This window comes from Fibrobacter sp. UWB5, from assembly GCF_002210295.1.
Taxonomy (GTDB): Bacteria; Fibrobacterota; Fibrobacteria; order Fibrobacterales; family Fibrobacteraceae; genus Fibrobacter.
In genome coordinates, this window is the sequence record NZ_MWQH01000001.1 from 116,968 (window position 1) to 142,173 (window position 25,206).

Here is a 25,206-nt window from a genome sequence, read left to right on the forward strand (position 1 = left end):
GATTGTAATGTCTGGTCATTGGTCAGGCATTTTTGTATATTCTAGCTAACTCAATGTGAAGGCTTGAAAATGCGATTGTTTGTGATATTGTTGTGCATGCTGTCGGCGGCCCTGTGGGCACGCCCCATTAATGACGGCAATAAATTGTTTAAGAACGGCGACTATGCCGGTGCGCTCGAAAAGTACATGAAGGCCCGTGAAGCGGAGCCTGCAAACCCGCTTTTGTTCTACAATATCGGAACTTGCCAGTACAAGCTCGGCAACTATGACGAAGCCAAGAAAGAGCTTGAGAGCGCCGTGCGCATGCCGGATAAAAAGATGGCGGCGAAGGCAGCCTACAACTTGGCGAATACGCATTTCCGTATTGGCGAAAAAGCCGCCGAAGGCAGTGAACGCATTGCCGCGTGGCGCGAATCGGTCGCTTACTTGAAGAAGGCGATTGACCTAGACAATAGTTTCGAAAATGCGAAGAAGAACGTGGAAATCGTTCAGCGCAAACTGAAGGAAGAACTTGACAAGCAAAAGCAAAATCAGGATCAGAACCAGGACCAGAATAACGACCAGAAGCAGCCGCCTTTAAGCGACAAGGCCAAGGAAGTTCTGGCCCGAGCCTTGCAGCTTTGCAAAGACGGCAAGTACGCCGAAGCAAAGGAAATGCTTGAGAACCTGATTGCCGAAGACGAAACGGCAGGCCAGCTCAGCGGACATGTGCAGCGCATTGACGACGTCATTGAAATTAAGGCCGGTCGCAAGCCCAAGGCAAAGATTGACGCCAGCAACACCGATAACGACTTGGAGGTAATCTAATGAAAAAGATTATGTCTATAGTCGCGGTCTTGTTCCTTGCGGTGGCTGCATTTGCGGCGCCGAAGTCTGCTAGCGCTTATTACAGCGATGCGGCTTTCCAGTACATCGAAAACCGCTTGCCCTCGGCAGAAATTACTTGTAACGAAGGTCTGCAATATTATCCGAACGACCAGAAACTGCAAATGCTCTTGGATCGTATTCACGAGGCCAAGGACGAGCAGAAGAACGAAAACAAGAAGAACGACAAGAATCAGGATAATAACCAGGATCAGAACCAAGACCAAAACAAGGACCAGAATCAGGATCAAAATCAGGACCAGCAAAACCAAGATCAGAACAAGGATCAGCAAGATCAAGATAAGGACCAGCAGAATCAGGACCAGAATCAAGATCAAAATGGTGAAAATGGTCAGTCCAGCGATTCAAAGGCCGAAAGCTCTGACAGCAACGAAGGCGGTGCAGGCCAACAGCCAGAGCAGCAGCCTGAAGGTGAATCTAGCGACAGCAATGGCGGCGAAGAACCGCAGGAACAGCCGGTGCAGATGGGTGAAATGAGCCCTGAAGACGCTGCCCAGCTCCTCAAAGATTTCGACGAGCAGAATGGCGAACGCAAACCTTGGAAACCTATCCGCGGCCAAGCCAGACCTTTAAAAGACTGGTAAGCCGAGTAGTCTTTTTCTCCATAAATAATATATATTCAAGGGTATGAGAAATCTTGCCCTTGTTTTTTGTTTTAGCGCCCTGGTGGGTGCAGGCATTGTCGCTTGCGGTGACGATTCTTCGTCGGCAAATGCCGCCGATACGCCTTCAAGCGAAAGCTCGCTCTTGTCTAGTTCTTCGGCGGATAATTCTGCCGGAGCAAAGTCTTCGAGCTCGGAGAAAACGTCTTCGGAATCAAAGCCTTCTTCGTCTAGTACAGAACCGGGTTCTTCGGAGGATGTCGCGAAATCTTCTGAATCGGCTCCGGAGTCTTCTTCATCCGTTGTGTTGGAGGTTTCTTCGTCGAGTGTGGCGCCGGCTTCTTCTGATTCTGCTCCTGCATCGTCTGACGATGGCAAGTGTACGAATTGCGATAGCTTTACTGCGGCAGACCCCGAACTCACCGAAAATGGCGGCAAGGGTTCCGTGACCACCTACGGAAGCATTACGGCGAAAGAAACGAGCTTGGGTGGCGCTTGCAATTACGGCCAGACCAACATTCAATACTATGCGGCAATCCATGTGAATGTTTCTCCGGGCGATGAAAAGGGCCCGTGGAATGGCGGCGCCGCTTGCGGCGGTTGCGTACATGTGAAGGCGAGAACGCCGGACGGTTGGAAAGAAGTCACGGTGCGCATTACCGACCGTTGCCCCGATGCGAACTGCGGCGTGGACTTGGGCGGCGCTCCTGCTAGCGATATCATGGGAATTCAAGTGGGCCGTTACTCCGGCGAATGGGAATTCGTGAGCTGCGAAGGCGTCGAAGGCGTATGGGGCGATTCCACCTCGATTTGGGTCAAGGAAGGCGCCAGCGAATTCTGGAGCATCATCCAGGTACGCAACCCCAAAGACATGGTCAAGTCCATCTCGATTTACGGCGTTGACACTCGTGATGCCCATGAGCTTGAAATGGTCGTGGGCACTGAAAACTTTTGGACTGTTCCGAAAGCAGTGCTGCAGACCGACAACCGCTATCGTGTGGTGGTCAAGTACCGCACCGGAACCGATGACGAATGGAAAATTAAAGGCTCCGAACTTGCGGAGCCTGAAGCGAATCTGTATTTGTACGAACACCGCGATTAACGGTATTCGAGTTTAGCGACAAACAGGTGCTTGCAATTGTTGTAGTCGTCGCCCCAATGGCTTGTTGAGCCTGCAAAGACTTTGATTCCGAGGTCGGCGGCGCCTGCGACCACGCGGTCCATGCCGGAGATTCTCCAGATACCGCGGAGAATATCGTCGCATTCTTCACGAGTGAGGTCTGCGCCGGTGATGGTGCCCTTGTACATGTAAAGACCGTCGTGAATAAACGGTGCGGAGTTGTAGACGTCGTTGCCCTTCTTGATATCGGGGACGATCCATTGTGCGAATTTCGGGGCGGATGCGCCGTCGGTCATGAAACCCTTCTTGAAAAGGCATGTCAGCAAGAAATCGCGGGTTTTACCGTCGGCCTTGGTGTAGCGGGAACCCTTGACGTATACATAGCGGTCAAGCTTGAAGAAATACATTTTGCCGTTGCCTTCGAAGACGAGCGGGAAATCGATGGTCACATCGTCCACGGTAATGGAATTGCGGTCTTTTTGCAGGTATTTACGGCTCTGCAGCTTGTCGATATACTTTTTTAAGATGGACATAGACTCCTTTTGGGTGCATCGCAGATGATGCACTCACCTTAAAAGATAATATTTATGTAATTAATTTATTGATAATTGCGAGATTATTTGATAATCTTTTTAAATTATTTATGAAAAGAGTAAAAGAATGCCGTGGGAGGGCAAACTTGTATGGATTTTGATCAGATTCTATCGCATTATAGGGCGAATGCCTGCGTAATGTCCGTAGACCTCTATCCGGATGGTTCTTACGGTAACATTCGCGTGGTGGCGGGGAACAAGGCTCATTGCGAAGAAATGGAATCAACTCAGGGGCACCCGTTTGTGCCGGGTTGTCCGTATGAGCTGTGTTTTCCGAAGAATCTGAATTTCGAGGACCATTGTTTCCGCTGCGTGCAGTCGGGCAAGCCTCTCCATGCTTACGTTGACCTGTACATGATGGGTCTTTGGCTGAACATGTTCTTGATGCCGCTGGACTCTGACCGCGAAAATGTCGGTTATTGCATTTACTGTTACGATGTGGCGCCCAAGGCGGATTCTTCGGCCATGGCAGACCTTTCTGCAGAAACCGCCACGAATGTCCTCAAGGCCTGTATCAAACTGCGCGGCGCAGAAAATGTCAAGCAGACTTTTCAGGAAGTGGTCGAAGATATCCGTAAATCTTGCGGTTCCGACCATTGCTGCATTTTGCTCACCGATGCCGAAAATCGCGAGTGCTCGATTTTTGCGGAATCGATTCGCGATGACCTAAAAATAAAGCCGATGTCGCGGTATGTCGAAGGCTTTTACGCGATTGCAGAAACATGGCCCGAAACACTTGCCGGCAGTACTTGCATTATCGCGAAAGACGAACGCGATATGGAAAAGCTTCGCTTGGCCAATCCGATTTGGGGCTCGATGCTTGACCTTTCCGGCGTAAAGACGATTGTACTTTTCCCGCTGCGCCATGGCGGCGAATTGCTCGGCTACTTGTGGGCAGTTAATTTTAATGTCAACGATACTCTGAAGATTAAGGAAGCGCTTGAAGTCACGACGTTCCTTATCGCGTCCGAGATTTCGAGCTACCTGCTCTTGAACAAGCTTCAAACGATGAGCACGATTGATTCGCTGACGGGCGTGAAAAATCGTAATGTGATGAACCATACTATCGATCAGATTGTGGCAGGACGCAAGCCGACGCCTGAAGCCGTTGTATTCGCTGACTTGAACGGTCTGAAGCGCACCAACGACGAACAGGGACACATCTCTGGCGATAAAGTGCTGTGCTCGGCGGCAGAAATTTTGCGGTACGTTTTCCCGGAAGTAGACGTGTACCGTGCCGGTGGCGACGAATTCATGGTGCTTGCTTCAAACATTACGGAAGAGGAGTTGAACACCCGTGTTGCCAAAATCCGCACGATGGCAAAGCTGTCCGAAAATGTGCGGTTCTCCATTGGCACTTGTTATGGTGATCCCGATGTCCGTCGGGCAATGCATATTGCTGACGAGCGGATGTATGTCGATAAAAATTCTTTCTACGCCGAACACCCTGAATTAAAATACAGGTAAAATCGTGGGACGCACTTATGCGGCCATTGACCTCAAGTCGTTCTTTGCCTCGGTGGAATGCATTCTCCGGGGCCTTGACCCCTTAAAGGCAAAATTGGTGGTGGCCGACGAAAGCCGTACCGAAAAGACGATTTGCTTGGCGGTAACGCCGGCGCTCAAGGCTTACGGGATTCCGGGACGTGCGCGGCTTTTCGAGGTGAACCAGAAGGTACGTGAAGTACAGCGACGCACGGGCGAAAAGATTGAATTCACCATCGCGAAACCGCAAATGGCGAAGTACGTGGAATATTCCACGAAGGTCTACAATGTTTACCTGAAATATGTGAGCGCCGAAGATATTCACGCGTATTCCATTGACGAATGTTTTCTGGACTTGACGAAATACCTGAAGTTGTACAAGAAGACCGCCCGCGAACTGGTAAAGACGATTATCCAAGATGTATTCACGACTACGGGAATCACGGCCACGGGCGGCATCGGCACGAATCTGTACCTGTGCAAGATTGCGATGGATGTGATGGCTAAGCATGTGGAAGCGGATGCAGATGGCGTGCGCATCGCGGAACTAGACGAGATGAGTTACCGCAAACAGCTTTGGTCGCACAGGCCGATTACGAGCTTTTGGCAGGTGGGCCGCGGTATAGCAGAGCGCTTGGAAAATTGCAGGCTGAATGCGGGGCGTGGCATTTACACGATGGGTGACATTGCCCGCGTGAGTGTCAAGAATCCCGAGGCGCTTTACAAGCTGTTCGGCGTGAATGCAGAAATCTTGATTGACCACGCCTGGGGTTACGAGCCCTGCACGATTGCAGACATCAAGAAGGCGAAGCCGCGGAACAGGAGTACGGGCGAAGGCCAGGTGTTGCAGGATCCGTATCCGTTTGACAAGGCGCGTCTTGTGGTGCGCGAAATGGTGGATACGGTTTCGATGACTTTAATTGCCCACGACCTAGTAACAAATGCGATGGTGCTCACGGTAGGTTACGACCGCGAAAACGTGGACAAGGGAATTTACCACGGCGTGACTGTGACCGATTTTTATGGACGCACGATTCCGAAGCCTGCACACGGCACGGCAAACATTGGTTATTATACCAGCTCGCAGTCAGTGATGGCGGATGCCGTCATGAAACTTTTTGACCGCATTGTAGACCCGAAACTGACGGTGCGCCGCTTGAACTTGGTGGCCGCCGATATTGTAGACGCTAGCCACGAACAGTACGACTTGTTTACCGACGTGAAAAAGCAGGAACGCGAAAAGAAACGCCTGAAGGCGGAACTCCTTATCAAGAAGCGTTTTGGCAAGAATGCCATTGTGAAGGGGATGGACTTGCAAGAGGGCGCCACCACCATTGAACGCAACGGACAAATCGGAGGACACCGTGCCTAATTTTGATTATAGCGATATTATCGATTTGCCGTATCCGCGGAACGATTGGAATTTCTTAATCAAGCATCCGCGTATGAGCATGGAAGACCGGGCGAAGATTTTCCACCCGTTTGCGGCGTTGCGCGGGCATGCCGAGGCGCTTGGTGCGACGGCCGAACGCAAGCAAGAGGCGGTCGCGAACGAGCTCACGCTAGACGAGAATTTTTAAATTAGTGGTATCATGACTCAGCCTGTTCGAAACATTGCAATCCTTGCCCACGTGGATGCCGGAAAGACGACTCTTTCGGAGCGTATTCTTTTTGCGGCGGGCGAGGTTCGCCGGCCGGGCAAGGTGGAAGAAGGCCTTGCCACCATGGACTACATGCCCGAAGAAAAAGAACGCGGCATTACCATTGAAAGCGGCGTGGCGCATTTCGAATGGAAAAACACCTGGTTCAATTTTATCGATACTCCGGGCCATGTGGATTTTGGTGCCGAAGTCGACACGGCGCTGACAGCCGTCGAGGGCGCGGTACTTGTGGTGAGTGCCGCGAGCGGAGTGGAAACGCAAACGGTAGCCGCCTTCCGTAAACTGCGCGAAGCGGGCGTGCGGACGATTTTGTTTGTCAATAAGCTTGACAATCCTGATTATTCGCTTGACGAAACGCTAATCAATATTGAAGAAGTTCTGGGCGTGCGCCCGGTGCTCATGACGCTCCCCGAATACAAGGGTGGACGCATGTCGGGCGTGCTTGATGTGCTCAGCAAGAGTCGCTTGATTCATTCGGATTCGGGCGAAGAAATTGTAGACGATTCCTGGCCGCAATCGGGCGAAGTGAGCGATTCTACCGAGAAAATAAAGAAGCATTACGCCGAGGCGGTGGAATTCGCGAGCAACTTTGACGACGAAGTCTTGCAGCTTGCGCTTGAAGGAAAGCCGGTTCCGCCCAAGACGCTTTTGCGCGGGCTGAAGGAACTGGCGAAGAATAAAGATTATGCTCTGTGCTATGCGGGCTCGGCCATTGAAGGCTTCGGGGTACGCAGCCTGACAACTGCGCTATCGTTCTTCTTGCCCGATGTGCCTGAATTTGCAGACAATGAATTAGGCCAAGTCATTCGACTGCGCCATTTTAAAGGCGTGGGCGAAATTTCGCTGTTCCGTAGCCATACCAACATGGAACGCAAGGAATGGCCCGCGGGTTTTGAATTTTCTCGCTTGAAGGCGAACTTGTTGCAGCCTGTCGACGAAATCCGTTCGGGCGATATTTACGCCATGCGCAGCCCCTTCGAAACGGAACTCGGACAGACGATTTCTCTGGATGGATCGATTCCTTCTTGCGAAGAAGAGGAAACGAAACCTTCGATTCGCGACAAGTACCAGCCGCTTTTGCAGACTCGCGTGGAATGCTTGGGCGCCGAAGATTACCACCATGTGGAAAAGAGCTTGAATGTCCTTGCCCGTATGGATCCCTCTTTCCGCGTACAAAAAGACGATGGCGGATTCTGGTACCTGCATACCGTGGGCGAAGTGCAGCTCGATGTGTTGCTTGCCCGACTCAAGCGCGAATTCGGCTGCGAAGTCAAAGCCGGTAGCCCGGAAGTACGTTGGCAGGAACGCCTCTGCCGCAATGTGGGTCCTGTCGAAAATACATTCCAGCTGGGTCCCCACAAGATTTCCATTAAGCTTTCGGCAAACCCGCTCGATGGCGATGCCCATGACATCCGCCTGTCGGCGGAATTCTTGGAAACGGCCCCGCGTGAAATTCTGGCCGGCGTGCGTTCTGCACTTTTGGAATCGACTGAAATCGGCGTGCTCGGCAAGGGCCCCCTTGTGGGTGTTTGCTTCGAAGTCCATGAATTCACCTGGACCGAAGGGGCACTCCCGCCCATGATCAAGAAGGCCTGCGCCGATGCGGTCACGAAACTCATTAAACCTGCCGATGTCCAGCTTTTTGAGCCCGTGATGGAACTTTCTCTGGAATGCCCGGTGAATTTTGCGGGCCTTGTGACGGGCGACATTCAGTCCCGCGACGGCAAGGTGAAAGAAATCGGCGGCGACGGTAAGACCCACTTTTTAAAGGCCGATGTCCCGCTGCGCAAGATTTTCGGTTACGCCACAGGCGTTCGCAGCATCAGCAAGGGTACGGCATTATATAGTATGAAGCTGCTCGGATATAAACCGGCGACCCTCTAAATTTTTTTTGAAAATCGTTTGACAAATCAAAAACTAAAAGCGATAATGTGGTGTATGCGCTTTTGGTACCCTAGACAATGTGAGTTATTTTTACTATATTGCAGTTCCTCTGCTCAAGAGGTTTAGGTGTTTGGAGGGGTTATGTCAATAAATGACATTAAATTTAAGCTATATTTAAGGGAGAGCTTCCCGACGTAATAGAAATCTTAAATCCGACTATCTAGTTGGTTTAATGTTACACATTTGTCCTTTGATCGGCCTCAAAGGGGTTTTCAACTGTCGCCTCGCGACAAAAAGGAGCGCCAATGCGCAAAAATATCGTCCTTGCAATGATCAAGATTGCACAAACCACCCCCTCCGTTTGCGAACAGATCGCAGATCGCCTCTGGAAAGTCCTTGGCGAGAAGTTGACGGACCGTGCCGTCGCCCTCTTTTACCGCATCAAGCCGGATTTCTCCAAGATGAAGATGAAAATGGATGCTCTTCGTCTGGAATTGGGCGGCGATATCTATCCGCTGTTTATCGATGCCATTATGCAGTACGACGAAAGCGAAAAAGCGTCTTTTGAAACCTTCGTGACGACCAAGATTTACTGGAAGTTCGTGGAAGACAAGTGCGAAAACTCGGAACGCACCGCCCACGAAGTGCCGGCGAGCCAGCTTTCGCCCGAAGACCTGATGACCCAGGACGAAACCCTTTCTTTTGCCGATTACTATAGTGACGATTCCGATTTGACAAATGACGGACCTTGTGACGATAATGAAGATGAAGACACCAGTTGGAAGGAGTTGTTGGCTTTGGCCTTGAAAATGGTTGAAGAATACCCGGTTCTGAAGGAATTCATGAAGACGCACCGCGAAACTCTGGAATATTGCGACCGCTACGAGGAAGTCGAAACCGCCGAACGCATGGGTTGCTCGCGCCCCACGGTGTACAACCGCTTCAATCAGATTCGAAAGATTCTGGTCGAAAACGGTCTCGACAAGGAATTCTATCGCCTTGCCGCCTAGTTGAATTTTAAGAGAGTGAATTATGCAGTCTAACACCTACTTTAAAAAGGTATACAACGACCTCAAAAAGGCCGAATTGAAGAAATTTGCGAAGACAAACGCCCCGATGAGCTTCGCGGATCTCAAGATTCTGGAATACTGGGTCCGCATTATCGACGAAAATCCGGATGGCCTGAACAAGGCCAGCGCCTTTCAGTTGATGGGGCGTGCTTGCCGCGAAAAAATCGTAAAAGGCTTTATTGACATCTTCAATCCGTTCATCACGCCGAAGAAAAAGCCGGTAAAGCCCGCCCGCAAGCAGGCTTCGATCGACCGCGAATTCGCTGATGACGATATCCCGTTCCTCGATGACATTGTGGACGATGTTGACGAGGATGAGTGCGAACTGGATACGCAGTATTGCAATGGCAGACTGCTCCGCCAGATTTGCCGTTACCGCAAAGAAATGAAGTTCGGTTGCGCCGACAGGGTGACCGACAACCTGGTAAAGGCGATTGTCGATGTCGATGCGGAATCGATGGCACCGTTCCTTTACAAGGAAGTCCAGGATATCGTGTGCGAAAACTTCAAGAACTTTGCGCTTGAAAAAATCCAGAAGGGCGTGCGTCGCGACGATCCGGTTTATGAACGTGCGCTGAAGGTAAAAGAGGTTTACCGCCTGGACGATGACGAGTTGGAAATCCTTCTCTACATGTGGTTGCGCAATCGCGATGTCATGCAGTGCGATCCGGATGGAGAATTTTTCGGTCGTCGTCGCCATCGCTTTGGACCGCCGTCGGATTCCCCGAGGGTGTTTTCGGAAGTTGCCATGACGACTGGCTTGAGTGTTGACCGAGTCATGAAGCTGATGGGTAAAGACAGTACGCTTCGCAAGCTGGGCTTGTGCAGCGAAGATATGGACATTCCCATGGAAGTCGGGTGTTTCTTGGATGGTTCCTGTGACAGCACGGGCCTCAAGGCCTTCCATCTGGCAGAACCGGGAACGGTTCCTTTCGCCCAGTTGCAGGGAAACAATCCCGATGCCATCTTGGCTCTTGACCTGATCAAGCACCACAATTGGGATCGCCCGCTGAACATTCTCCTTTACGGTGTAGAAGGTACTGGCAAGACAGAACTTGCGAAGGCTCTCGCCGCCGAAGCGGGGCTCCCTTTGCTTGAAGTGAGCATCGATGCCGACAATTCCATGGAAATGGGACGCCGTTTTGAAACGCGTTCCCAGAGCCTGATGCTTTACCGCATCCGTGCGGCGATGCTCGCCGATTGGCAGTGCGAAAAAGAGCACGGCATTATCTTGATGGACGAAGCCGACTTGGTGCTGAACGGTTTTGAAAAGGGTAGCCTGAACCATTTCTTTGAATCGGTGAATACCCCCATTATCTGGATTACCAACTCGATCAGCTTTACCGAAAGGAGCTCTCGCCGCCGTTTCGATTTTTCGATGGCCTTCAAGGGCCTTGCCAAGGACGAACGCCTGAACATGTTCGAATCGGTGCTGAAGGCGCAGGGGGCGGAAACCATGCTGACGCCCGAAGAAAAGATGAAGCTCGTGGTGGAATTCCCGGCAATGGCTGGCGGCTTCACGATTGCGACGCGCGCTACCCAGAACCTGCTTGCGAGCGGGGCCGATGTCAAGGCTTATCCCACCATGGCCCGCCTGCTCAAGGCTCACACCAACTTGCTGGAAATCAGTACGGGTTCCCTGCGCGATGTGGAATGCCATGCTCCCGCTTATACCTTGAGCGGCCTGAATATGGAAGGTTCCGTCGAAGAAATCATGGAAGTCGTCCAGAACTATGATTCGGTCTGGAAGACTCTCGAAGAAGATTCCGCTCCGAACTCCCTGAACATCTTGCTGTACGGGCCTCCGGGAACCGGCAAGACGGAATTCGTGCGCCATATTGCGCGCACCTTGGGCCGTAACTTGATCGTGCGCCGTGCAAGCGACCTGTTGGGAATGTTTGTCGGCCAGACCGAGGCGAACATTGCCGCCGCCTTCGAAGAAGCGGAACGCACCAAGTCGATTCTGTTCTTCGACGAAGCGGACAGCTTCTTGCGCGACCGTACGGGCGCCATGCAAGGCCACGAAGTTTCGAAGGTGAACGAAATCTTGACCCGAATGGAAAACTTCAAGGGAATCTTCATTGCAGCGACAAACTTTGAAAGCACGCTGGACACGGCAAGTCGCCGCCGCTTTGCCCTGAAGCTTGGCTTTGGTTACTTGAAGCCCGAAGGCATTCGCCATATCTGGAACGTATTCTTCCCGAATGTGGAATGCCCGAAGGCGGTGACCGAGCTGCCGCTCTTGACTCCGGGTGACTTCAACGCCGTCAATGGCCGCTTGCGTTTCTTGCCCGAAAGCGCCAAGTGCGCCGAACGAATCGAAGCCGAACTCCGCAAGGAATTAAGCGCAAAGGACAGCCACGCGGGCCGATCCATGGGCTTCTAAAGATACCGTGCATCCTGCCGGTGTGTTGTGGTAAGGGGCCGTGCGGGCGAAAGCCTGCACGGTTTCTTTTTACATTCTTGCCGCACGGGCTCTGCGGCGGAAGTGCTCGATAAGCGGGGCAACGGTTTCCTTGAAGTCGTCGTGCGTTTCGATGCGCACGAAGTCGATAGACATGCGCTGGAATAGTTCCTTGGTCGCCTTGCCCTGGCGCTTGGCTTCGCGGGCGAATGCTTCGCGGAAGGTAGCGTCGCCAGTATCGATCAGGAGGGTTTCGCCGGTTTCGGGGTCTTCAAGTTCCACAAGGCCTGCGGGCGGGAGTTCCATTTCACGAGGGTCTACGACAGAGACCGCAAGCACGTCGTGGCGCTTACGGAGAATCTTGAATGCGTTTTCGAAGCCTTCATCGAGGAAGTCACTCATCACCACGACGACGGCACGACGATTCAGAATCTTGCCGGCGTATTCCAGCGCTACCTGCGTGTTCGTGCCGTGGTGCTGCGGCTTGAAGTAAAGGATTTCGCGGATAAGACGCAGCACGTGCTTGCGGCCTTTCTCCGGCGGAATAAACAGTTCAACCTGGTCGGTGTAAATCAGCAAGCCGACCTTGTCATTATTCTTGATGGCGGCGAACGCGAGGAGTGCAGTCAAAGTCGCCATGACTTCGCCCTTCATCTGCTTGCCGGAACCGAATTCCGAACTGCTGGATGCGTCGACCATCAAAAGCATGGTCATTTCGCGTTCTTCGATAAACTTCTTCACATAAGGCGTGCCCGTTCGTGCGGTCACGTTCCAGTCGATAGTACGCACATCGTCGCCCGGCATGTATTCGCGCACCTCGCTGAATTCCATACCGTTGCCTTTGAAGGAACTGTGGTAAGCGCCGGTCATCACGGTGTCGAGCGTGCCGCGAACGCTAAGTTCAATGCGACTGACGGTCTTTAAAACTTCTTTATCTAACATCTCAAAGTCTCTTTTTTACGCTAAGAATATACAAAAAATCCCCCAAAAAGGCTATGTACGCTGTTCGGGGGCGTTACGGGGGCCTCCCCACCCTGGTGGCCATGCGCACTAAGCGACAAGTCGCCAAGTGCTGTCCGCCCGTAGTGGGGGTAGGGAGCAACAGCGCCTGCGCGGTGCGAACGAGGGGGAGGCGTCCCCCTTTCATATACAAAAAATGGAAAAATAAGCAACTTGGAGCGGTCACGCGCAAAAAAAATGATTATTTTGTTAGGCGCAAGGCTGAATCACACAACCCTATTTACAGGTAGCTATGTCGGCAAAAGTAACGAGCAGTGACAAGATTGAAGATTTGTTCCCGGAAACCCCCATCCGCAAAATCATCACGCCGATGGAACGACTGATGAAGGTGGAGACGACCGGTGGCATCGTCTTGATTATCATGACGATTGCAGCCTTGATCTGGGCAAACATTAGCCCTGAATCTTACCATCATGTTTGGCACATGCCTTTTGCGCTCACGATTGGCAGTTGGGTCGGTTCGGCCGATTTGCACTGGCTCATTAACGACGCCATGATGACGATTTTCTTCTTCAATATCGGGCTTGAAGTCAAGGGTGAAATGACCTATGGCGAACTCAGGAACCCGAAGGCGGCGAGCTTGCCGATTATTGCGGCGGCTGGCGGTATGTTGTTCCCGGCTTTGATTTATTTGCTGCTTTGCCCCCATGGTGCAAATAGCGCGGCGCATGGTTGGGGTGTTCCGACTGCGACGGATATTGCTTTTGTCGTGGGCTGCATGGCCATTCTCGGAAAGAAGGTGCCGCATGCCCTGCGTGTGATGATTTTGACTCTGGCTATCGCCGACGATATCGGTGCAATTCTCGTGATTGCAATCGGTTACCCCAGTGGCGACGGCGTGAACTTTATTGCGCTCGGTACGGGTTTTGCCTTGCTCGCCTTGATCAACGTGATGTTTAGAATTGGCGTGCGTAACCTGCTGTTGCATGGCGTGATTGGTATTGCGGTTTGGGCATTCTTTGTGAAGAGCGGCGTGCACCCGACTATTGCGGGCGTGCTGCTCGGACTCTCGGTGCCGGCAAAGCCTGTGCTTGCGAAGGGCAAGCTTGCTCATTTCGCTGGCAGCGTGGGTGGCGCTCTTTCGGGCGAAGCGAAGGACCGCAACGAACAGTACGAAGTGTTTACGCTTTTGAAGCGTGGTGCCCGCGAAAGTATCTCGATGCAGGAACGTTTCTTCAAACCGCTCGTGCCGTGGGTGAACTTCTTTATTATGCCGCTGTTTGCACTCAGCAACGCAGGTGTCGAAATCAAGCTTGGTGGCGTGGAAGTGCCTGTGATGGGTGCGGTGGCGTTGGCCTTGATTTTGGGTAAGCCGATTGGTATTTTCCTGTTCAGCCTGCTCGCCGTAAAGGTGGGCGTGTCGGTGAAACCGAGCTACAGCTGGAAGGTTTTGTGGGGCGGTGGTATGCTTGCCGGTATCGGCTTTACCATGGCTTTGTTTGTGGCGAACCTCGCCTTCGAGGTGGGCGACCGTCAGGATTCTGCCAAGCTCGGTATTCTGCTGGGTAGCTTCTGTGCCGCAATCCTTGGCACCATCTACATGAACCTGGTGTCGAAGGCGCATCACGAAGAATCGTAATGCCGCACTTTGTGTACATGCTCCGTTGTGCGGGAAACCGCATTTATACGGGGTATGCCGTCGATGTCGAAGCTCGTTTTGAACAACATAAATCCGGCAAGGGAGCCAAGTTTACCAAGGCATTCCCGCCGCAGTGTATTCTGCGCCAATTTGAACTGAATAGCCACGAAGAGGCGCTGCGCCTGGAAGCACGCATCAAGAAACTGCCCCGCCCGCAAAAAGAAATGCTCGCTGCCGGCGACGAAGCCTTGGCTGCGGAACTGCTCGCGGGCCTCGGCGAAACGCTTGAAGAAAGTCGCGCCCGCAAGCGCCGCGAAAAACGGAAAAACATTACCTCTCACGACGATTGATATTGTATATTTCTGCAAGAACGAATCTGTCAAAATAGGGGATGATATGTTTTTTACTGACAGAACAAATACGCTTGAAGCTCTGTTTCGTGTTCGGGCGGCCATCTTTGGAAAAAAGCTCCAGGTTTTTGAGGGGCGCGATGGCGTGATGAGCCTGCTGCAAGAATCGCTCGATGTGCAAACCAACGAAAGGGATTATCAAGGTGCTTTGGACCTTGTCAAGCCTTTGATGAAGGTGGCCGAAGATCATCCGTTTGTTTCTGACGATTCCGTTGAATATATTTCGATTTCTAGCCGAATGGAACGCGCCCTTTACCGGCATTATTTTGAACCCCTGTCAAATCGGTTAGTGAAGAACGTTCATTCCTGTTGCCCGATGGAATTTATTTGGCGGCAGGCGGGTCTTTTGGACTTGTATTTGGAAAATTATCCTGACGCAGAAAAGGCGATGTCCAATGCGGCAAAGTGGAATCCGGTTTCGGCAAAATACAGACTGATGCTTGCGAGAATCCATAGTGACCAGGGGCGTTGGGATAATGTGGTGGAAGATTCGGTGGCGGCAATGAAGGTCGCTTACAGGGCGAGCGACTTGATTCTCTGTTTTAGATTCTTGCGCAATTATTTCCTTTATAAAAAGATGTACCTAGAAGCGGTATACTGCAGTTTTGCGCGATTGAATTATACGGATTCCGGCAGCGTTCTAGACGAAATCGTCGATGATATTTTGGGGTATGCCAAGATGGTCGATATTGAACATGATCAATCAAATGATGAGAGCGTCACGGAGTCTTTAAAATGCTTTGGCGTTACGCTCGGGTTCAATCCGGATGTCGTGGCGGTGGCGAAAAAGAATTGCGAAGAAGCCTTTTTAGCAGGCGATGCGGATTTGGCTAATTATTTCGCCGAGATCATGTCGGGCTTAAAAACCGTACAAGAAAAAAAGGAAGCGTTCAACTTAAAGCAATTGGTTGAACATTACAAGAATATCAAGAGCTGATTATTTGGCAATCAAGTCGACTACAAGCGCGATGGCCATGCCGATGCTGCAAACGCTAATGAATCGCTGGATGAACTTGTTGCCCTTTTTGCGCTGCAAGAAGCTACCGAAATAGCCTCCAACCCAGGCGCCACCTGCCATAATCACGGCGATGGGCCAGTTGATTTTACCGGTCACGCCGAGCGCAATGGTACTTACCACCAAGAACACGTTGGTGAGGGAATTTTTGAGAGCGTTAATCTGGATGGGAGCAAGTCCCGTATAACGGGTGAGCCCGAAAATTTGTACGAAACCCACGCCGACTTGTACGATGCAACCGTAAACGGCAATGGCAAAAAATCCGAGAGCGCCCTTGAGGGTCAACTTTTCAGGCGGATTTGCAGGCGGTTTTCCCAAGACATTCTTGTTCAGGTTGCTCATCACGACCACAAGGCAAATGACGACAGCGAGGATTGCCTGAAACAGCTTGTCGCCGATGTGTACCAGGAAGCATGCGCCAAGAAGGGCTCCGAGAATCGTAGGCGTGAGCAGCTGCAAGAAAATGCGCTTGTTCAAGTAGCCGTGGCGGGCTAGGTTGAATGCGCTGCTGAAATTTCCGATAATAAGCCCGATACGGTTCGTGCCGTTTGCGACAGTTGCGGGCATCCCGAGGAAAATCATGATAGGAAGGCTCAGCGTGGAGCCGCCGCCTGCGATGCTATTGATAAGACTTACCACTGCGCCTAAGACGAAGTAGGCGGCGTAGAGGGCAAGTGCTGTAGGCTCGAAATTCATCGCGCCCAAATATAGAATTATCCGAAGAAGGCGTCGCTAAGGGATGCGCGGAAGGCGTGGATGCGGTCAGCGTTCGTTTCGCGGTGCGGGTAGGTAAAGTTGCTGAGCAGCACGACGGCGGCACCCTTGTCGGGGTCGGCCACAATGCTTGTGCCGGTGAATCCCGTTTTGCCGAAGGTGCGGGGCGAAATTTTTACGCCCATGAACTTGGTGCTGTTCAGTTCCCAGCCGAGGGCGGTGCAGGCATCCTTGGCGGTAGAATACTTGCTGGCGGAGCCCGCTGCAAAAGCGTTTTCGCTGACCATTTTCAAGATGCCCGCCGGAGCGACCCGTGCGCATTCTCCGCCACATCCGTTCGCGGCTACGCCATCGTTTAGAATCATTTGTACGAAATTCAGTAAATCCGGAACGCAGCTGAACATGCCGGCGCTGCCAACGGGGAACAGCTTTCGCAGCACCCAGGCGCTTTCGTCGTGAATTTCGCCTTGGATCTCGCGGCCCCTAAAACTGCAAATTTCGGTCGGCGAAATTTCATTTTTAGGAATCGGATTCCAGTCGCGAGTGAGCGGATCCCAGCCGGAACGAGTCATGCCGAGCGGAATGAAGAAACGTTCGCGGCCTTGTAGCTGCAAGTCTTTTCCGGTAAGGCGCTGCAAGATAATCCCGAGCAATACGCTGGCAGGATTGCCATAATTAAAGTCGGCACCGGGAGCCTTTTCGAACTGGTAGGTGTAAAGGGCATCCAAGATACCTTCGGCGGGCAGCGTGCGCAGGGTCTTCATGGGCACACGGTAATCGAGACTGTGCGTCAGCAAGTGGAAAACACGAATGTCTTCGCGGTAATTGGTCTGGAGTTCGGGAATGAAGTCGATGACCTTTGTATCGACCGAGAGCTTGCCTTCGAGAATGTAACTCAGGGCGAGTGTGGAGGTGGGGCACACCTTGGTGAGGCTTGCGATGTCGAAAACCGTATTTTCGGGCGTGTTGAGCGTCAAAATCTCACGACTGCCATCGGGCAAAATGAACCCGGCGACCGCTTTGTTGAAAATTCCCTCGGATTCAGCCCTCTTGAGCAGGCCTTCTAATGTTTCTTTTTCGAACTTCATGTACAGAAATATAGCATAGTGAATTTTTATTCCGAAATATCTTATATTTTGATTGTGTTCTCTAGGACTATAGAAAACGAGAATCGCGTAAGAGTTCTTTACGGGATAATCCTTGTTGTGGTGGGGCTAGCCTTTGCCACAGTCGGCGTGTACATATTCAAAGATTATTTGGAATCCGTGAAGCAAGAAACCTTGCTCGCGGGCAAGATGTCCAATGCCAAAGATGCTGAAGCGATTAATGGAATCTTGGCCCGCGGCGAATCGGTGCTGCGCGTAACCACTCGCATCGCAGAAAAGAGTTTGGATCATGGGGCCACGCTGGCGCAGATGGAATCGCTGCTGGTTTCCGAAGCGGAATATTACAGACATTCGAACGATATTGTCTTGTGCAATATGTTTGGTTTGCTCCGCGATGAATTCCTGAGCGGGGGCCGTTGGACTCCTGCCGCAGGTTATGTACCCTCGATTAGGCCGTGGTACCAGAATGCCCCTATGGAAAAGGACAAGGTTGCCTTGATTCCGACTCACCTGGAACCGCGTAGTGGCGAACAGGTGGTGACCATCAGTTTGCGCCTTTCAGATAAGAAAAGCGTTCTTGCGGTTGATCTGTTCTTGAGGGACTTGCTCGCCGATGTCAAGAAGAGCGACTTGTCGAATATGCTAGTCATTATCGACAAGAAGGGCGTGGTTGTTTCGCATACCGATATTACCCAGAACGGAAAGAACTACTTGTCGGCTGATTTCTGGGGTACGGATGAAGAAAAACTGACCCGCGCCATTTCGTTTGCCAGCGGAGAACCGTTCGTCTTTAACTTGAGGGGCCGGGACTATCGCGTGTTCTCGTCGCTGATTCAGGGCGAATGGTATGTGGTCCGCCTTGTTGAAGAAGGTAATCTCTGGAAATCCTTGAATATTTCGATTTTGCGCAATGCAATCCTCGTCTTCTTGATTTACGTATTGTTTGTATTGCTGTTCACGGCAGTATTTGCCAAGTACCTAAGGCTTCTTCGCCTGAACCGCTCCAAGACGGCATTCCTTACGAGTATGAGCCGCGAAATTCGTTCTTCGGTGAACGGAATTCTCGGTATGAATTCCATTGTGCAGAAAGAACTGCACGATGACAACATGAAGGAATATTCCAACAATATCCAGAGTGCGGGGCAAAGCATTATTTCATTGGTGAACGATGTCCTGGATGTTTCGAAAATTGAGTCGGGCCGCCTGAGCATCGAATCGATGGAATACGATGTGTTTACGGTTTTGCAGGAATGCTATAACGAGAACGAACCGAAGGCGAAAGGAAAGGGCCTGACCTTCCACATTGACTGCGATCCCGATATTCCGTCTTGTCTGTGGGGCGACCAGAACCGCATTATCCAGATTATCAACAACCTGCTTTCGAATGCGGTCAAGTTTACCGAAGTGGGTGGGGTCTCCTTGTCGGTGGGCTTTGACAACTTGCCGCCGATTGGTTCGCTGCGTACCGATGACTATATCATGCTGAAGATTGCCGTTAAGGATACCGGTGTCGGCATCCGCAAGGAAGACCGCGATTCCATATTCAAAAGGTACCTCCCCAAGGGTCCGCAGGACGAAAGCGATATCGAAGGCATGGGCCTTGGGCTTAGCCTGACGCAAGAGCTTTTGGCGAAGTGTGGCGGACAAATGACGATCAACAGCCGCTACGGCGAAGGCTCTTCGTTCTTGGTCGAAATCCCGCAGCTGGTGCTGAATACGGAACCCATGGGCGACTTCGCGATGCGCTACAGGAATGCCTCTCGCAAGAACAAGGAAGTGGCGGAAGTGTTCCTGGCGCCTGAAGCAAGGATTTTGATTGTCGATGACGTCGAACTGAATATCAAGATGTTCCGCGGCTTCTTGAACAATTCGCAGGTGAAGATTGACGAAGCCCTGAGCGGTCACCAGTGCCTGCAATTGGTTGAATCCAGACATTACGACCTGATTTTCTTGGACCACATGATGCCGGTGATGGACGGCGTGGATGTCTTTAGAAAGATGAGGATGATGGACAAGTATCCGAACAAGAATACGCCTGTGGTGGCCCTTGTGTCTGAAGGCGAATCGTTGACCAAGGATTTGTTCCTGGCCGAAGGTTTTGCCGATTACTTGCTTAAGCCGATCAAGGAACGCGATTTGCGTCGCGCCATGAAGTGGTACCTGCCCAAGCAACTGGTGCTGACTCCCGAAGACTTGACGGAACCTGTGATTCCGACGGTGAACTTGATGAACGGTGTGGCAAGTGCATCTAGCAACAAGATTGAAACGGCGTATGGGGACGACGAACTTGAACTGCGCCCGGTTACGGCGCCGACGCTGCTTGACCGATTCAAGGCGTTCAGCGAGTTCTTGGATGTCAAGGCCGGCTTGAACTACTGCGCCGATGACGAAGAAATTTATGTAGAAATGCTGCAGGAATACGTCGGTTCCCCGTTGTGTAGAAACGTGGATACCTGTTATAAGAATTCCGATTGGGACAACTACCGCTTCTACATGCATGTGCTTTATGATTCGTCCGTTGCAATCGGTGCAATTTCGATGGCGGAAATATTCCATAATCTGGAAACGGCGAGCCGTGAATCTCGAATGAAGGTCGTTCAGGATACGCATGAGCTCGCAATGGCCCTGCATGCCGAACTGATTGAAAATATCCAGAGGGGGCTTGACGAACGATGAGATGGATAGTCCTTACATCTGCACTGGCGATTGCCATGATTGTGGGCGTGTTGTTCATGTTCGGGCCCGAAACGGGATTCGAGAATAAGCCGGAAAAAGTCCGTGTCGCCATGATCATGGCGGGGCTCCGTAATGACCATAGCTGGAACGAAACTCATTACGAAGCAATCCAGAAAGCGGAAAGTCTTCTGGATTTGGAAATCGCCTATTACGAGAATGTCCCTTTCGATTCTACGGCGCGGGACGCGATGGAAGAGGCCATCAGCAACGGCGCTAAAATTGTCATTGCCAATTCGTTTGGTTACGGTGATGCCGAAATGGCCGTGGCGAGAAACCATCCGGAAGTCAAGTTCTTTTATGCGACCGGGCTGAAGTCGATGACGAACTTGTCCAGTTTCTTTGGCCGTATGTATCAGCTCCGTTATCTTTCGGGAATTGTGGCCGGATTGAAGACGAAGACGAACGAAATCGGTTATGTGGCCGGACTCAATATTTCTGAAGTGAATCGCGGCATCAATGCGTTTGCGCTTGGTGTTCAGAAGGTGAATCCCGATGCGAAAGTATTTGTCAGCTGGACCGGTTCGTGGACCGACGAATCCAGGGCGGCAGATTCGACCCGTTCGTTGCTTGAAAAGCACAATATCGATGTCCTGACGACCCATTTGGATGCGCTGTCGCCGTATGACATTGCAGACGAAAGGGACGTCTGGATTATTGGTTACAATAGGGACAACTCCAAAAGGTTCCCGGAACGTTTCCTGACGGCGCCGGTTTGGCATTGGGAAAACTTCTATATTCCGAAAATTCGCGAGGTGCTCCAGGATAAGTTTGAAGGCCGCTCTTATTGGCTTGGGCTAGAAAGCGGTATTATGGACTTGGCCGAGATGACTCGCAATGTCGACGCGTCGATACGCCAGGCTGTTGAAGATGAACGAATTCGCCTGACACAAGGAAAGTTTGACGTGTTCTATGGCCCGATCGAAGATAACCAAGGTAAAATCCGTGTGGGCGAAGGCGAAAGCATGACCGACGATGCGATGTTGAATCGCTTTGATTGGTATGTCAAGGGGGTAGTCGATGGAATTAACCCCTAAAACAGCAAGAATCAACATCAAGATGGTGGTGTGGCTTGCCGCCGTTGTGTTTGTGCTGTGCCTTGTTTGCGTATTGCTTCGTGTAAAGCTCGATGCCATTTTGAATGTCTATATGACAAAGCAGGTGTCGCAGCAGGCCGTTTTGATTGCCGACTTGGCGAACGAAAAAATCCATATCCGCCTGAACGCCCTTTCGATGATTGCGCGCAAGATAGAGGCGGATGGCTCGCGCGTGGAAGACTTCTTGGCGCTTTCGGACGTGAAGAATGAAAATTCAAGCTACGGATTGATTGCGCTTGATGGAATGGTGTACACGGGCTCTTCGCAGTTCCTGTTGCCTGACGAAACGTATCGATGTGTCATGGAATCGTTCCGCGGCAGGCAATCGATTTGCTATAGCGAAAAGATGGGAATCTTGCTTGGCGTTCCGGTGTTCCATGGCCATAACGTCCGATTTGTGCTGTACTTGCAGTACGACGAAATCCCGATAAACGATTTCTTCGATGTCGATTGCTTTGACAAGAAATGCTTCGCTCAGGTGATCGATAACGACGGACGCGTCCTGATTCAGAACAATACCGGAAAGTGGCGCCAGGATTCCGTGTGGAGCGATGTCGATGTCGCCAAGATTTATGGAAAGCTCCGTCAGGATATGGATCGTGGCGGGCATGCCACGGCGAAAAATGTCCAAATTGGCGATGATACATATTACTTCTACATGGCGAAACTTTGGCAAGACGATTTCGTGCTTGCGGGAATGGTCGCCGGCGCAGATGTGTCGGATGGCTTGGATCAATTGTCTTTCTTGGTGTTCTGGGTTGTCGGATTCTTGATGCTGTTGTTCTTGACGGGACTTGGAATCCGGTTCTTCTGGGTTCGCAAGAATCGAGAAACTCACTTAAAGAACCATTTGGTGAGTGACGAACTGGATCGCTTGCGTATGATGGAGTCTGTGGGCCAGGATATTCGCAACCCGGCGATGAACGTCTTGAATATGGGTGCGATTGTCTTGAGAGAATCGAGTGACCCCTCGCTAAAGGAATATGTTGCCGAGATGCGAGCATCTGGTCAGGAACTGCTTTTGCTTTCGAACGATATTTTGGACATGAACAAGATCCGCACGAATAGCCTTGAAATTTCTATCAAGGAATACGACTTGTTCGCGGTCCTTTGCGATTGCTACAGTGCCGCCCATAACCGCAAAAAGTCGGCGGAGTTCGAACTGTTGGTGGATTCTTCGATTCCGACTCTGCTCGAAGGCGATGAGTCTCGCTTGTGGCAGATTGTAAGCAATATCTTGTTCAACGCAGAACGCCTGATTGTCAACAGCGCAAACATTGTCCAGATTGGTTACCGCTGGGTCGAAGACGAAAACGGTGAAGAAAGCACCCAGAAGATTGATTTGGTGATCGATGTGCCGGATGCCGGCGTGAGCTGGACGGGTGCTTCGCTGACGCTTGTCAAGATGCTGGTGGGCGCTCTCGGCGGCACAATCCGGAGCAGCCATATTGCAGATGGGCTCCCGGTCATCGAAATCGCGATCCCGCAGAAGGTCGTTAAAAATGAACTGATGGGCGATTTCAAGACGCGGTACAATGAATTCGTGCATGCGTCAGAGAACCAGTCCATTCATTTCTTTGCTCCGAATGCGTCGATTTTGGCCATTGACGATGTGCCCATGAATTTGCGCGTGATGAGCGGTCTCATGAAAGAAACCTTGGCCCGCTTTGATTCGGTGTCGAACGGCATGGAGGCGATTGAAAAGTTCAGGCGCAACCATTATGACATTATATTCCTTGACCACACGATGCCGATTATCGATGGCTTGGATATTCTGACCATTATGAAGACGCTGGACGATCATCCGAATCAGCATACTCCGATTGTGATGCTTACGGCAGATGATGGCGCTACGGCAAAGACGATTTGTGAGACGGCTGGCTTTGCCGATTTCTTGACGAAGCCGGTTCACGAAGATGCCCTGTTCACGATTCTTCTGAAGTTCTTGCCGAAGGAATTGATTAACCATTACGATGAACTTCCCAAGAAAGAAGAAGTGGTGGAGCCGACACCTGTAGAAGAAAAGCCCGTGAAGAAAACGGTGCTGATTCAAGAGACGAAAAAGACGAACGAGAACTTGCCTAGCGACGTGCTGGATGTCTCGGTGGGCCTGTTCTGTTGCGAAAGGAACGAAGCCCTTTATCGCAAGAAGATGATGGTCTATGTCGATAAACAGTACGATGTGGTTTTAAACAAGTTGTTCAAGGACGAAGACTTTGAAAGCTACCGCTTGATGGTGCAGATGCTGAAGAGCGCTTCGCTTTACATCGGTGCGGTAAAGATTGCAAGTATTGCAAAGTCGATGGAATTCGCCTGCAACGAAGGCGACTATGATTATGTGCGCGTACGTCACGAAGACTTGATGCGCGAATACAAGCGCATTGTCCGGGCGATTAAAGAACGAGTGATGGATGGAAGAGCAAATTGATATCTTGAAAGCGGATGGAACCCCTGCCGGATATTCGCGCGGGCGTACCGAAGTTCATGCCAAGGGACTGTGGCACCGCACGGTGCATATTTGGGCTTTCGATAGCAAGGGCCGCATTCTGTTCCAGTTGCGCAGTCGCGTCAAGGAAAATAATCCTGGGCTTTTCGACACCAGTTGCGCGGGTCATATTTCGGCCGGAGATTCCAGCGTGAATGCCGCCGTGCGCGAACTGCGCGAAGAACTGGGCGTGCACAAGAGTTCGCGCGACCTCGAATATCTATTCGAGGCTAAGCACGAAAGCGTGCTTAACGGCGGCTCTTACCTCGACAACGAATACTACGATGTCTACAAGATTTCTCTCAGCGACAAGGAAGCGGATTCTCTTGTGCCGCAGCCGGGCGAAGTCGATAGCTTTACCTGGATGACCCGCGAAGAATTCTTTGCAAAGCACAAGTTGCATCCTGAAAAATTCGTTGAACATCCGAAAGATTATTTGTGGCTCATGGAGAATGCCTAATGGCGATGTATAAGGATATTGCGCTTGCTGTCGAAGGCGGCGGCATGCGCGGCGCCTATTCGGCCGGCGTACTGGACGTATTTTTAGATAACGGTATCAAGTTTGGCGCATGTGCCGGAACCTCGGCGGGCGCCACTCACCTTTGTAGCTATCTGTCGGAACAGCGTGAACGCAACAAGCGTCTCGACACCATTCATTCGGCAAGCAAACGCTACATGAGCTGGGGCAACCTGATTCGCACTGGCGATTTTTTCGAACTGGATTATTGCTACAATCAAATCCCGCGCGTGGTCGATCCGTTCGATTTCGAAAAGTTCCGCGAGAATACAGCCGAAACGAAATTCTATGCGGTCGCTACGAACCTGGAAACAGGCGGCCCCGAATATTTGCTCACTCGCGATCTGGACAAGCCCGAAGACATGGACAAGATTCGCGCCTCGGCCTCGCTCCCGCTCATGAGCCATATTGTAGAAGTTGAAGGCATGAAACTTCTGGACGGCGGTGTCGGCGACAGCATTCCGTTCGAAGTATTCACAGGCATGGGCTATCAAAAGCAGGTCGTAATCGTCACGCAGCCTGAAGGCTTTGTCAAGAAGCCGAATTCCATGATTCCCCTGTTCAAGATTATCTACCGCAAGTACCCCAAGTTTATCGAAGCGGCAAGGAACCGCCACATTCGCTACAACCAGTGCCTGCGCACGCTGGAAGAACGTGTCGCTCAAGGTTCTGCGTTCATGATCCGCCCGAGCGCAGAATTCAAGATTTCGCGCCTCGAAAAAGACAAGTCTAAACTGGTGGAACTTTACGACATGGGCGTGAAAGACACGACCGCGCTCATGCCCAAGTTGCTTGAATTTCTAGAAAAATAAACGTCATTGCGAGT

General features: G+C 51.5%; 21 protein-coding genes. 17 read left to right on the plus strand and 4 right to left on the minus strand.

Annotated features, from left to right (window positions below; genetic code table 11):
- Positions 1 to 69: 69 nt before the first annotated feature.
- The 3 genes from B7989_RS00605 to B7989_RS00620 are packed head-to-tail and all read left to right on the plus strand — an operon-like array spanning position 70 to position 2,589.
- The gene (locus B7989_RS00605) at positions 70 to 807 is read left to right on the plus strand and encodes a tetratricopeptide repeat protein (RefSeq protein ID WP_088626720.1); all 738 of its coding nucleotides are present in this window, start codon (positions 70 to 72) and stop codon (positions 805 to 807) included.
- Complete coding sequence (locus B7989_RS13800; protein WP_144264924.1) at positions 807 to 1,469, plus strand: hypothetical protein; 663 nt, start codon at positions 807 to 809, stop codon at positions 1,467 to 1,469. The genes B7989_RS00605 and B7989_RS13800 overlap by 1 nt, the downstream gene beginning before the upstream one ends.
- Before the next feature lie 43 nt (positions 1,470 to 1,512).
- Positions 1,513 to 2,589 carry a hypothetical protein gene (locus tag B7989_RS00620; RefSeq protein WP_233144188.1) on the plus strand — a complete coding sequence of 359 codons (1,077 nt, stop codon included), beginning with the start codon at positions 1,513 to 1,515 and terminating at the stop codon, positions 2,587 to 2,589.
- Here B7989_RS00620 and B7989_RS00625 read toward each other — a convergent pair.
- A complete protein-coding gene (locus tag B7989_RS00625) occupies positions 2,586 to 3,140 on the minus strand; it encodes a DUF1353 domain-containing protein (protein ID WP_088626722.1) in 555 nt (184 codons plus the stop codon). The genes B7989_RS00620 and B7989_RS00625 overlap by 4 nt on opposite strands.
- A gap of 150 nt (positions 3,141 to 3,290) precedes the next feature.
- On the opposite strand from B7989_RS00625, the gene B7989_RS00630 reads away from it, so the two are divergent.
- The 6 genes from B7989_RS00630 to B7989_RS00655 all read left to right on the plus strand — a co-directional run bounded on the left by B7989_RS00630 (position 3,291) and on the right by B7989_RS00655 (position 11,686).
- Positions 3,291 to 4,667, plus strand: coding sequence for a sensor domain-containing diguanylate cyclase (locus tag B7989_RS00630; protein ID WP_088626723.1), 1,377 nt, complete (start codon positions 3,291 to 3,293; stop codon positions 4,665 to 4,667).
- A gap of 1 nt (position 4,668) precedes the next feature.
- Entirely contained in the window at positions 4,669 to 6,057 is a 1,389-nt protein-coding gene (locus B7989_RS00635) for a DNA methylase (RefSeq protein ID WP_088626724.1), read from the plus strand.
- Positions 6,050 to 6,265: a hypothetical protein gene (locus B7989_RS00640; RefSeq protein ID WP_088626725.1), complete on the plus strand. Its 216-nt coding sequence runs from the start codon at positions 6,050 to 6,052 to the stop codon at positions 6,263 to 6,265. Before B7989_RS00635 ends, B7989_RS00640 begins: the two co-directional genes overlap by 8 nt.
- Positions 6,266 to 6,277: 12 nt before the next feature.
- Positions 6,278 to 8,230, plus strand: a complete 1,953-nt coding sequence (locus tag B7989_RS00645) for a translation factor GTPase family protein (protein ID WP_088626726.1) — start codon at positions 6,278 to 6,280, stop codon at positions 8,228 to 8,230.
- A 305-nt stretch (positions 8,231 to 8,535) separates the two neighbouring features.
- Positions 8,536 to 9,240, plus strand: coding sequence for a hypothetical protein (locus B7989_RS00650; RefSeq protein ID WP_088626727.1), 705 nt, complete (start codon positions 8,536 to 8,538; stop codon positions 9,238 to 9,240).
- A 22-nt stretch (positions 9,241 to 9,262) separates the two neighbouring features.
- Positions 9,263 to 11,686, plus strand: coding sequence for an AAA family ATPase (locus B7989_RS00655; protein WP_088626728.1), 2,424 nt, complete (start codon positions 9,263 to 9,265; stop codon positions 11,684 to 11,686).
- Between the two features lie 69 nt (positions 11,687 to 11,755).
- Here B7989_RS00655 and B7989_RS00660 read toward each other — a convergent pair whose 3' ends face one another.
- Positions 11,756 to 12,646 (minus strand): DUF58 domain-containing protein, encoded by an 891-nt coding sequence (locus B7989_RS00660; RefSeq protein WP_073057186.1) that lies wholly within the window; start codon positions 12,644 to 12,646, stop codon positions 11,756 to 11,758.
- A gap of 310 nt (positions 12,647 to 12,956) precedes the next feature.
- On the opposite strand from B7989_RS00660, the gene nhaA reads away from it, so the two are divergent.
- The 3 genes from nhaA to B7989_RS00675 are packed head-to-tail and all read left to right on the plus strand — an operon-like array spanning position 12,957 to position 15,650.
- On the plus strand, positions 12,957 to 14,303 hold the full coding sequence (gene nhaA, locus B7989_RS00665; RefSeq protein ID WP_088626729.1) for a Na+/H+ antiporter NhaA: 1,347 nt from the start codon (positions 12,957 to 12,959) through the stop codon (positions 14,301 to 14,303).
- Positions 14,303 to 14,653, plus strand: coding sequence for a GIY-YIG nuclease family protein (locus B7989_RS00670; RefSeq protein WP_088626730.1), 351 nt, complete (start codon positions 14,303 to 14,305; stop codon positions 14,651 to 14,653). Before nhaA ends, B7989_RS00670 begins: the two co-directional genes overlap by 1 nt.
- A gap of 46 nt (positions 14,654 to 14,699) precedes the next feature.
- Positions 14,700 to 15,650, plus strand: a complete 951-nt coding sequence (locus B7989_RS00675; RefSeq protein WP_088626731.1) for a tetratricopeptide repeat protein — start codon at positions 14,700 to 14,702, stop codon at positions 15,648 to 15,650.
- On the opposite strand, the gene B7989_RS00680 is transcribed toward B7989_RS00675, so the two are convergent.
- Positions 15,651 to 16,424 carry a sulfite exporter TauE/SafE family protein gene (locus tag B7989_RS00680; RefSeq protein ID WP_088626732.1) on the minus strand — a complete coding sequence of 258 codons (774 nt, stop codon included), beginning with the start codon at positions 16,422 to 16,424 and terminating at the stop codon, positions 15,651 to 15,653.
- 17 nt (positions 16,425 to 16,441) lie between these two features.
- A complete protein-coding gene (locus tag B7989_RS00685) occupies positions 16,442 to 17,530 on the minus strand; it encodes a serine hydrolase (RefSeq protein ID WP_088626733.1) in 1,089 nt (362 codons plus the stop codon).
- A 54-nt stretch (positions 17,531 to 17,584) separates the two neighbouring features.
- On the opposite strand from B7989_RS00685, the gene B7989_RS00690 reads away from it, so the two are divergent.
- Genes B7989_RS00690 through B7989_RS00710 form a run of 5 tightly spaced genes read left to right on the plus strand, consistent with a single transcriptional unit; the run spans position 17,585 to position 25,192 of the window.
- Positions 17,585 to 20,224 carry a hybrid sensor histidine kinase/response regulator gene (locus B7989_RS00690; protein WP_144264925.1) on the plus strand — a complete coding sequence of 880 codons (2,640 nt, stop codon included), beginning with the start codon at positions 17,585 to 17,587 and terminating at the stop codon, positions 20,222 to 20,224.
- The gene (locus B7989_RS00695; RefSeq protein WP_088626735.1) at positions 20,221 to 21,318 is read left to right on the plus strand and encodes a BMP family ABC transporter substrate-binding protein; all 1,098 of its coding nucleotides are present in this window, start codon (positions 20,221 to 20,223) and stop codon (positions 21,316 to 21,318) included. Before B7989_RS00690 ends, B7989_RS00695 begins: the two co-directional genes overlap by 4 nt.
- A complete protein-coding gene (locus B7989_RS00700; protein ID WP_088626736.1) occupies positions 21,302 to 23,806 on the plus strand; it encodes a hybrid sensor histidine kinase/response regulator in 2,505 nt (834 codons plus the stop codon). Before B7989_RS00695 ends, B7989_RS00700 begins: the two co-directional genes overlap by 17 nt.
- Positions 23,790 to 24,323, plus strand: coding sequence for an NUDIX domain-containing protein (locus tag B7989_RS00705; protein ID WP_088626737.1), 534 nt, complete (start codon positions 23,790 to 23,792; stop codon positions 24,321 to 24,323). Before B7989_RS00700 ends, B7989_RS00705 begins: the two co-directional genes overlap by 17 nt.
- The gene (locus tag B7989_RS00710) at positions 24,323 to 25,192 is read left to right on the plus strand and encodes a patatin family protein (protein ID WP_233144190.1); all 870 of its coding nucleotides are present in this window, start codon (positions 24,323 to 24,325) and stop codon (positions 25,190 to 25,192) included. Before B7989_RS00705 ends, B7989_RS00710 begins: the two co-directional genes overlap by 1 nt.
- Positions 25,193 to 25,206: the final 14 nt, after the last annotated feature.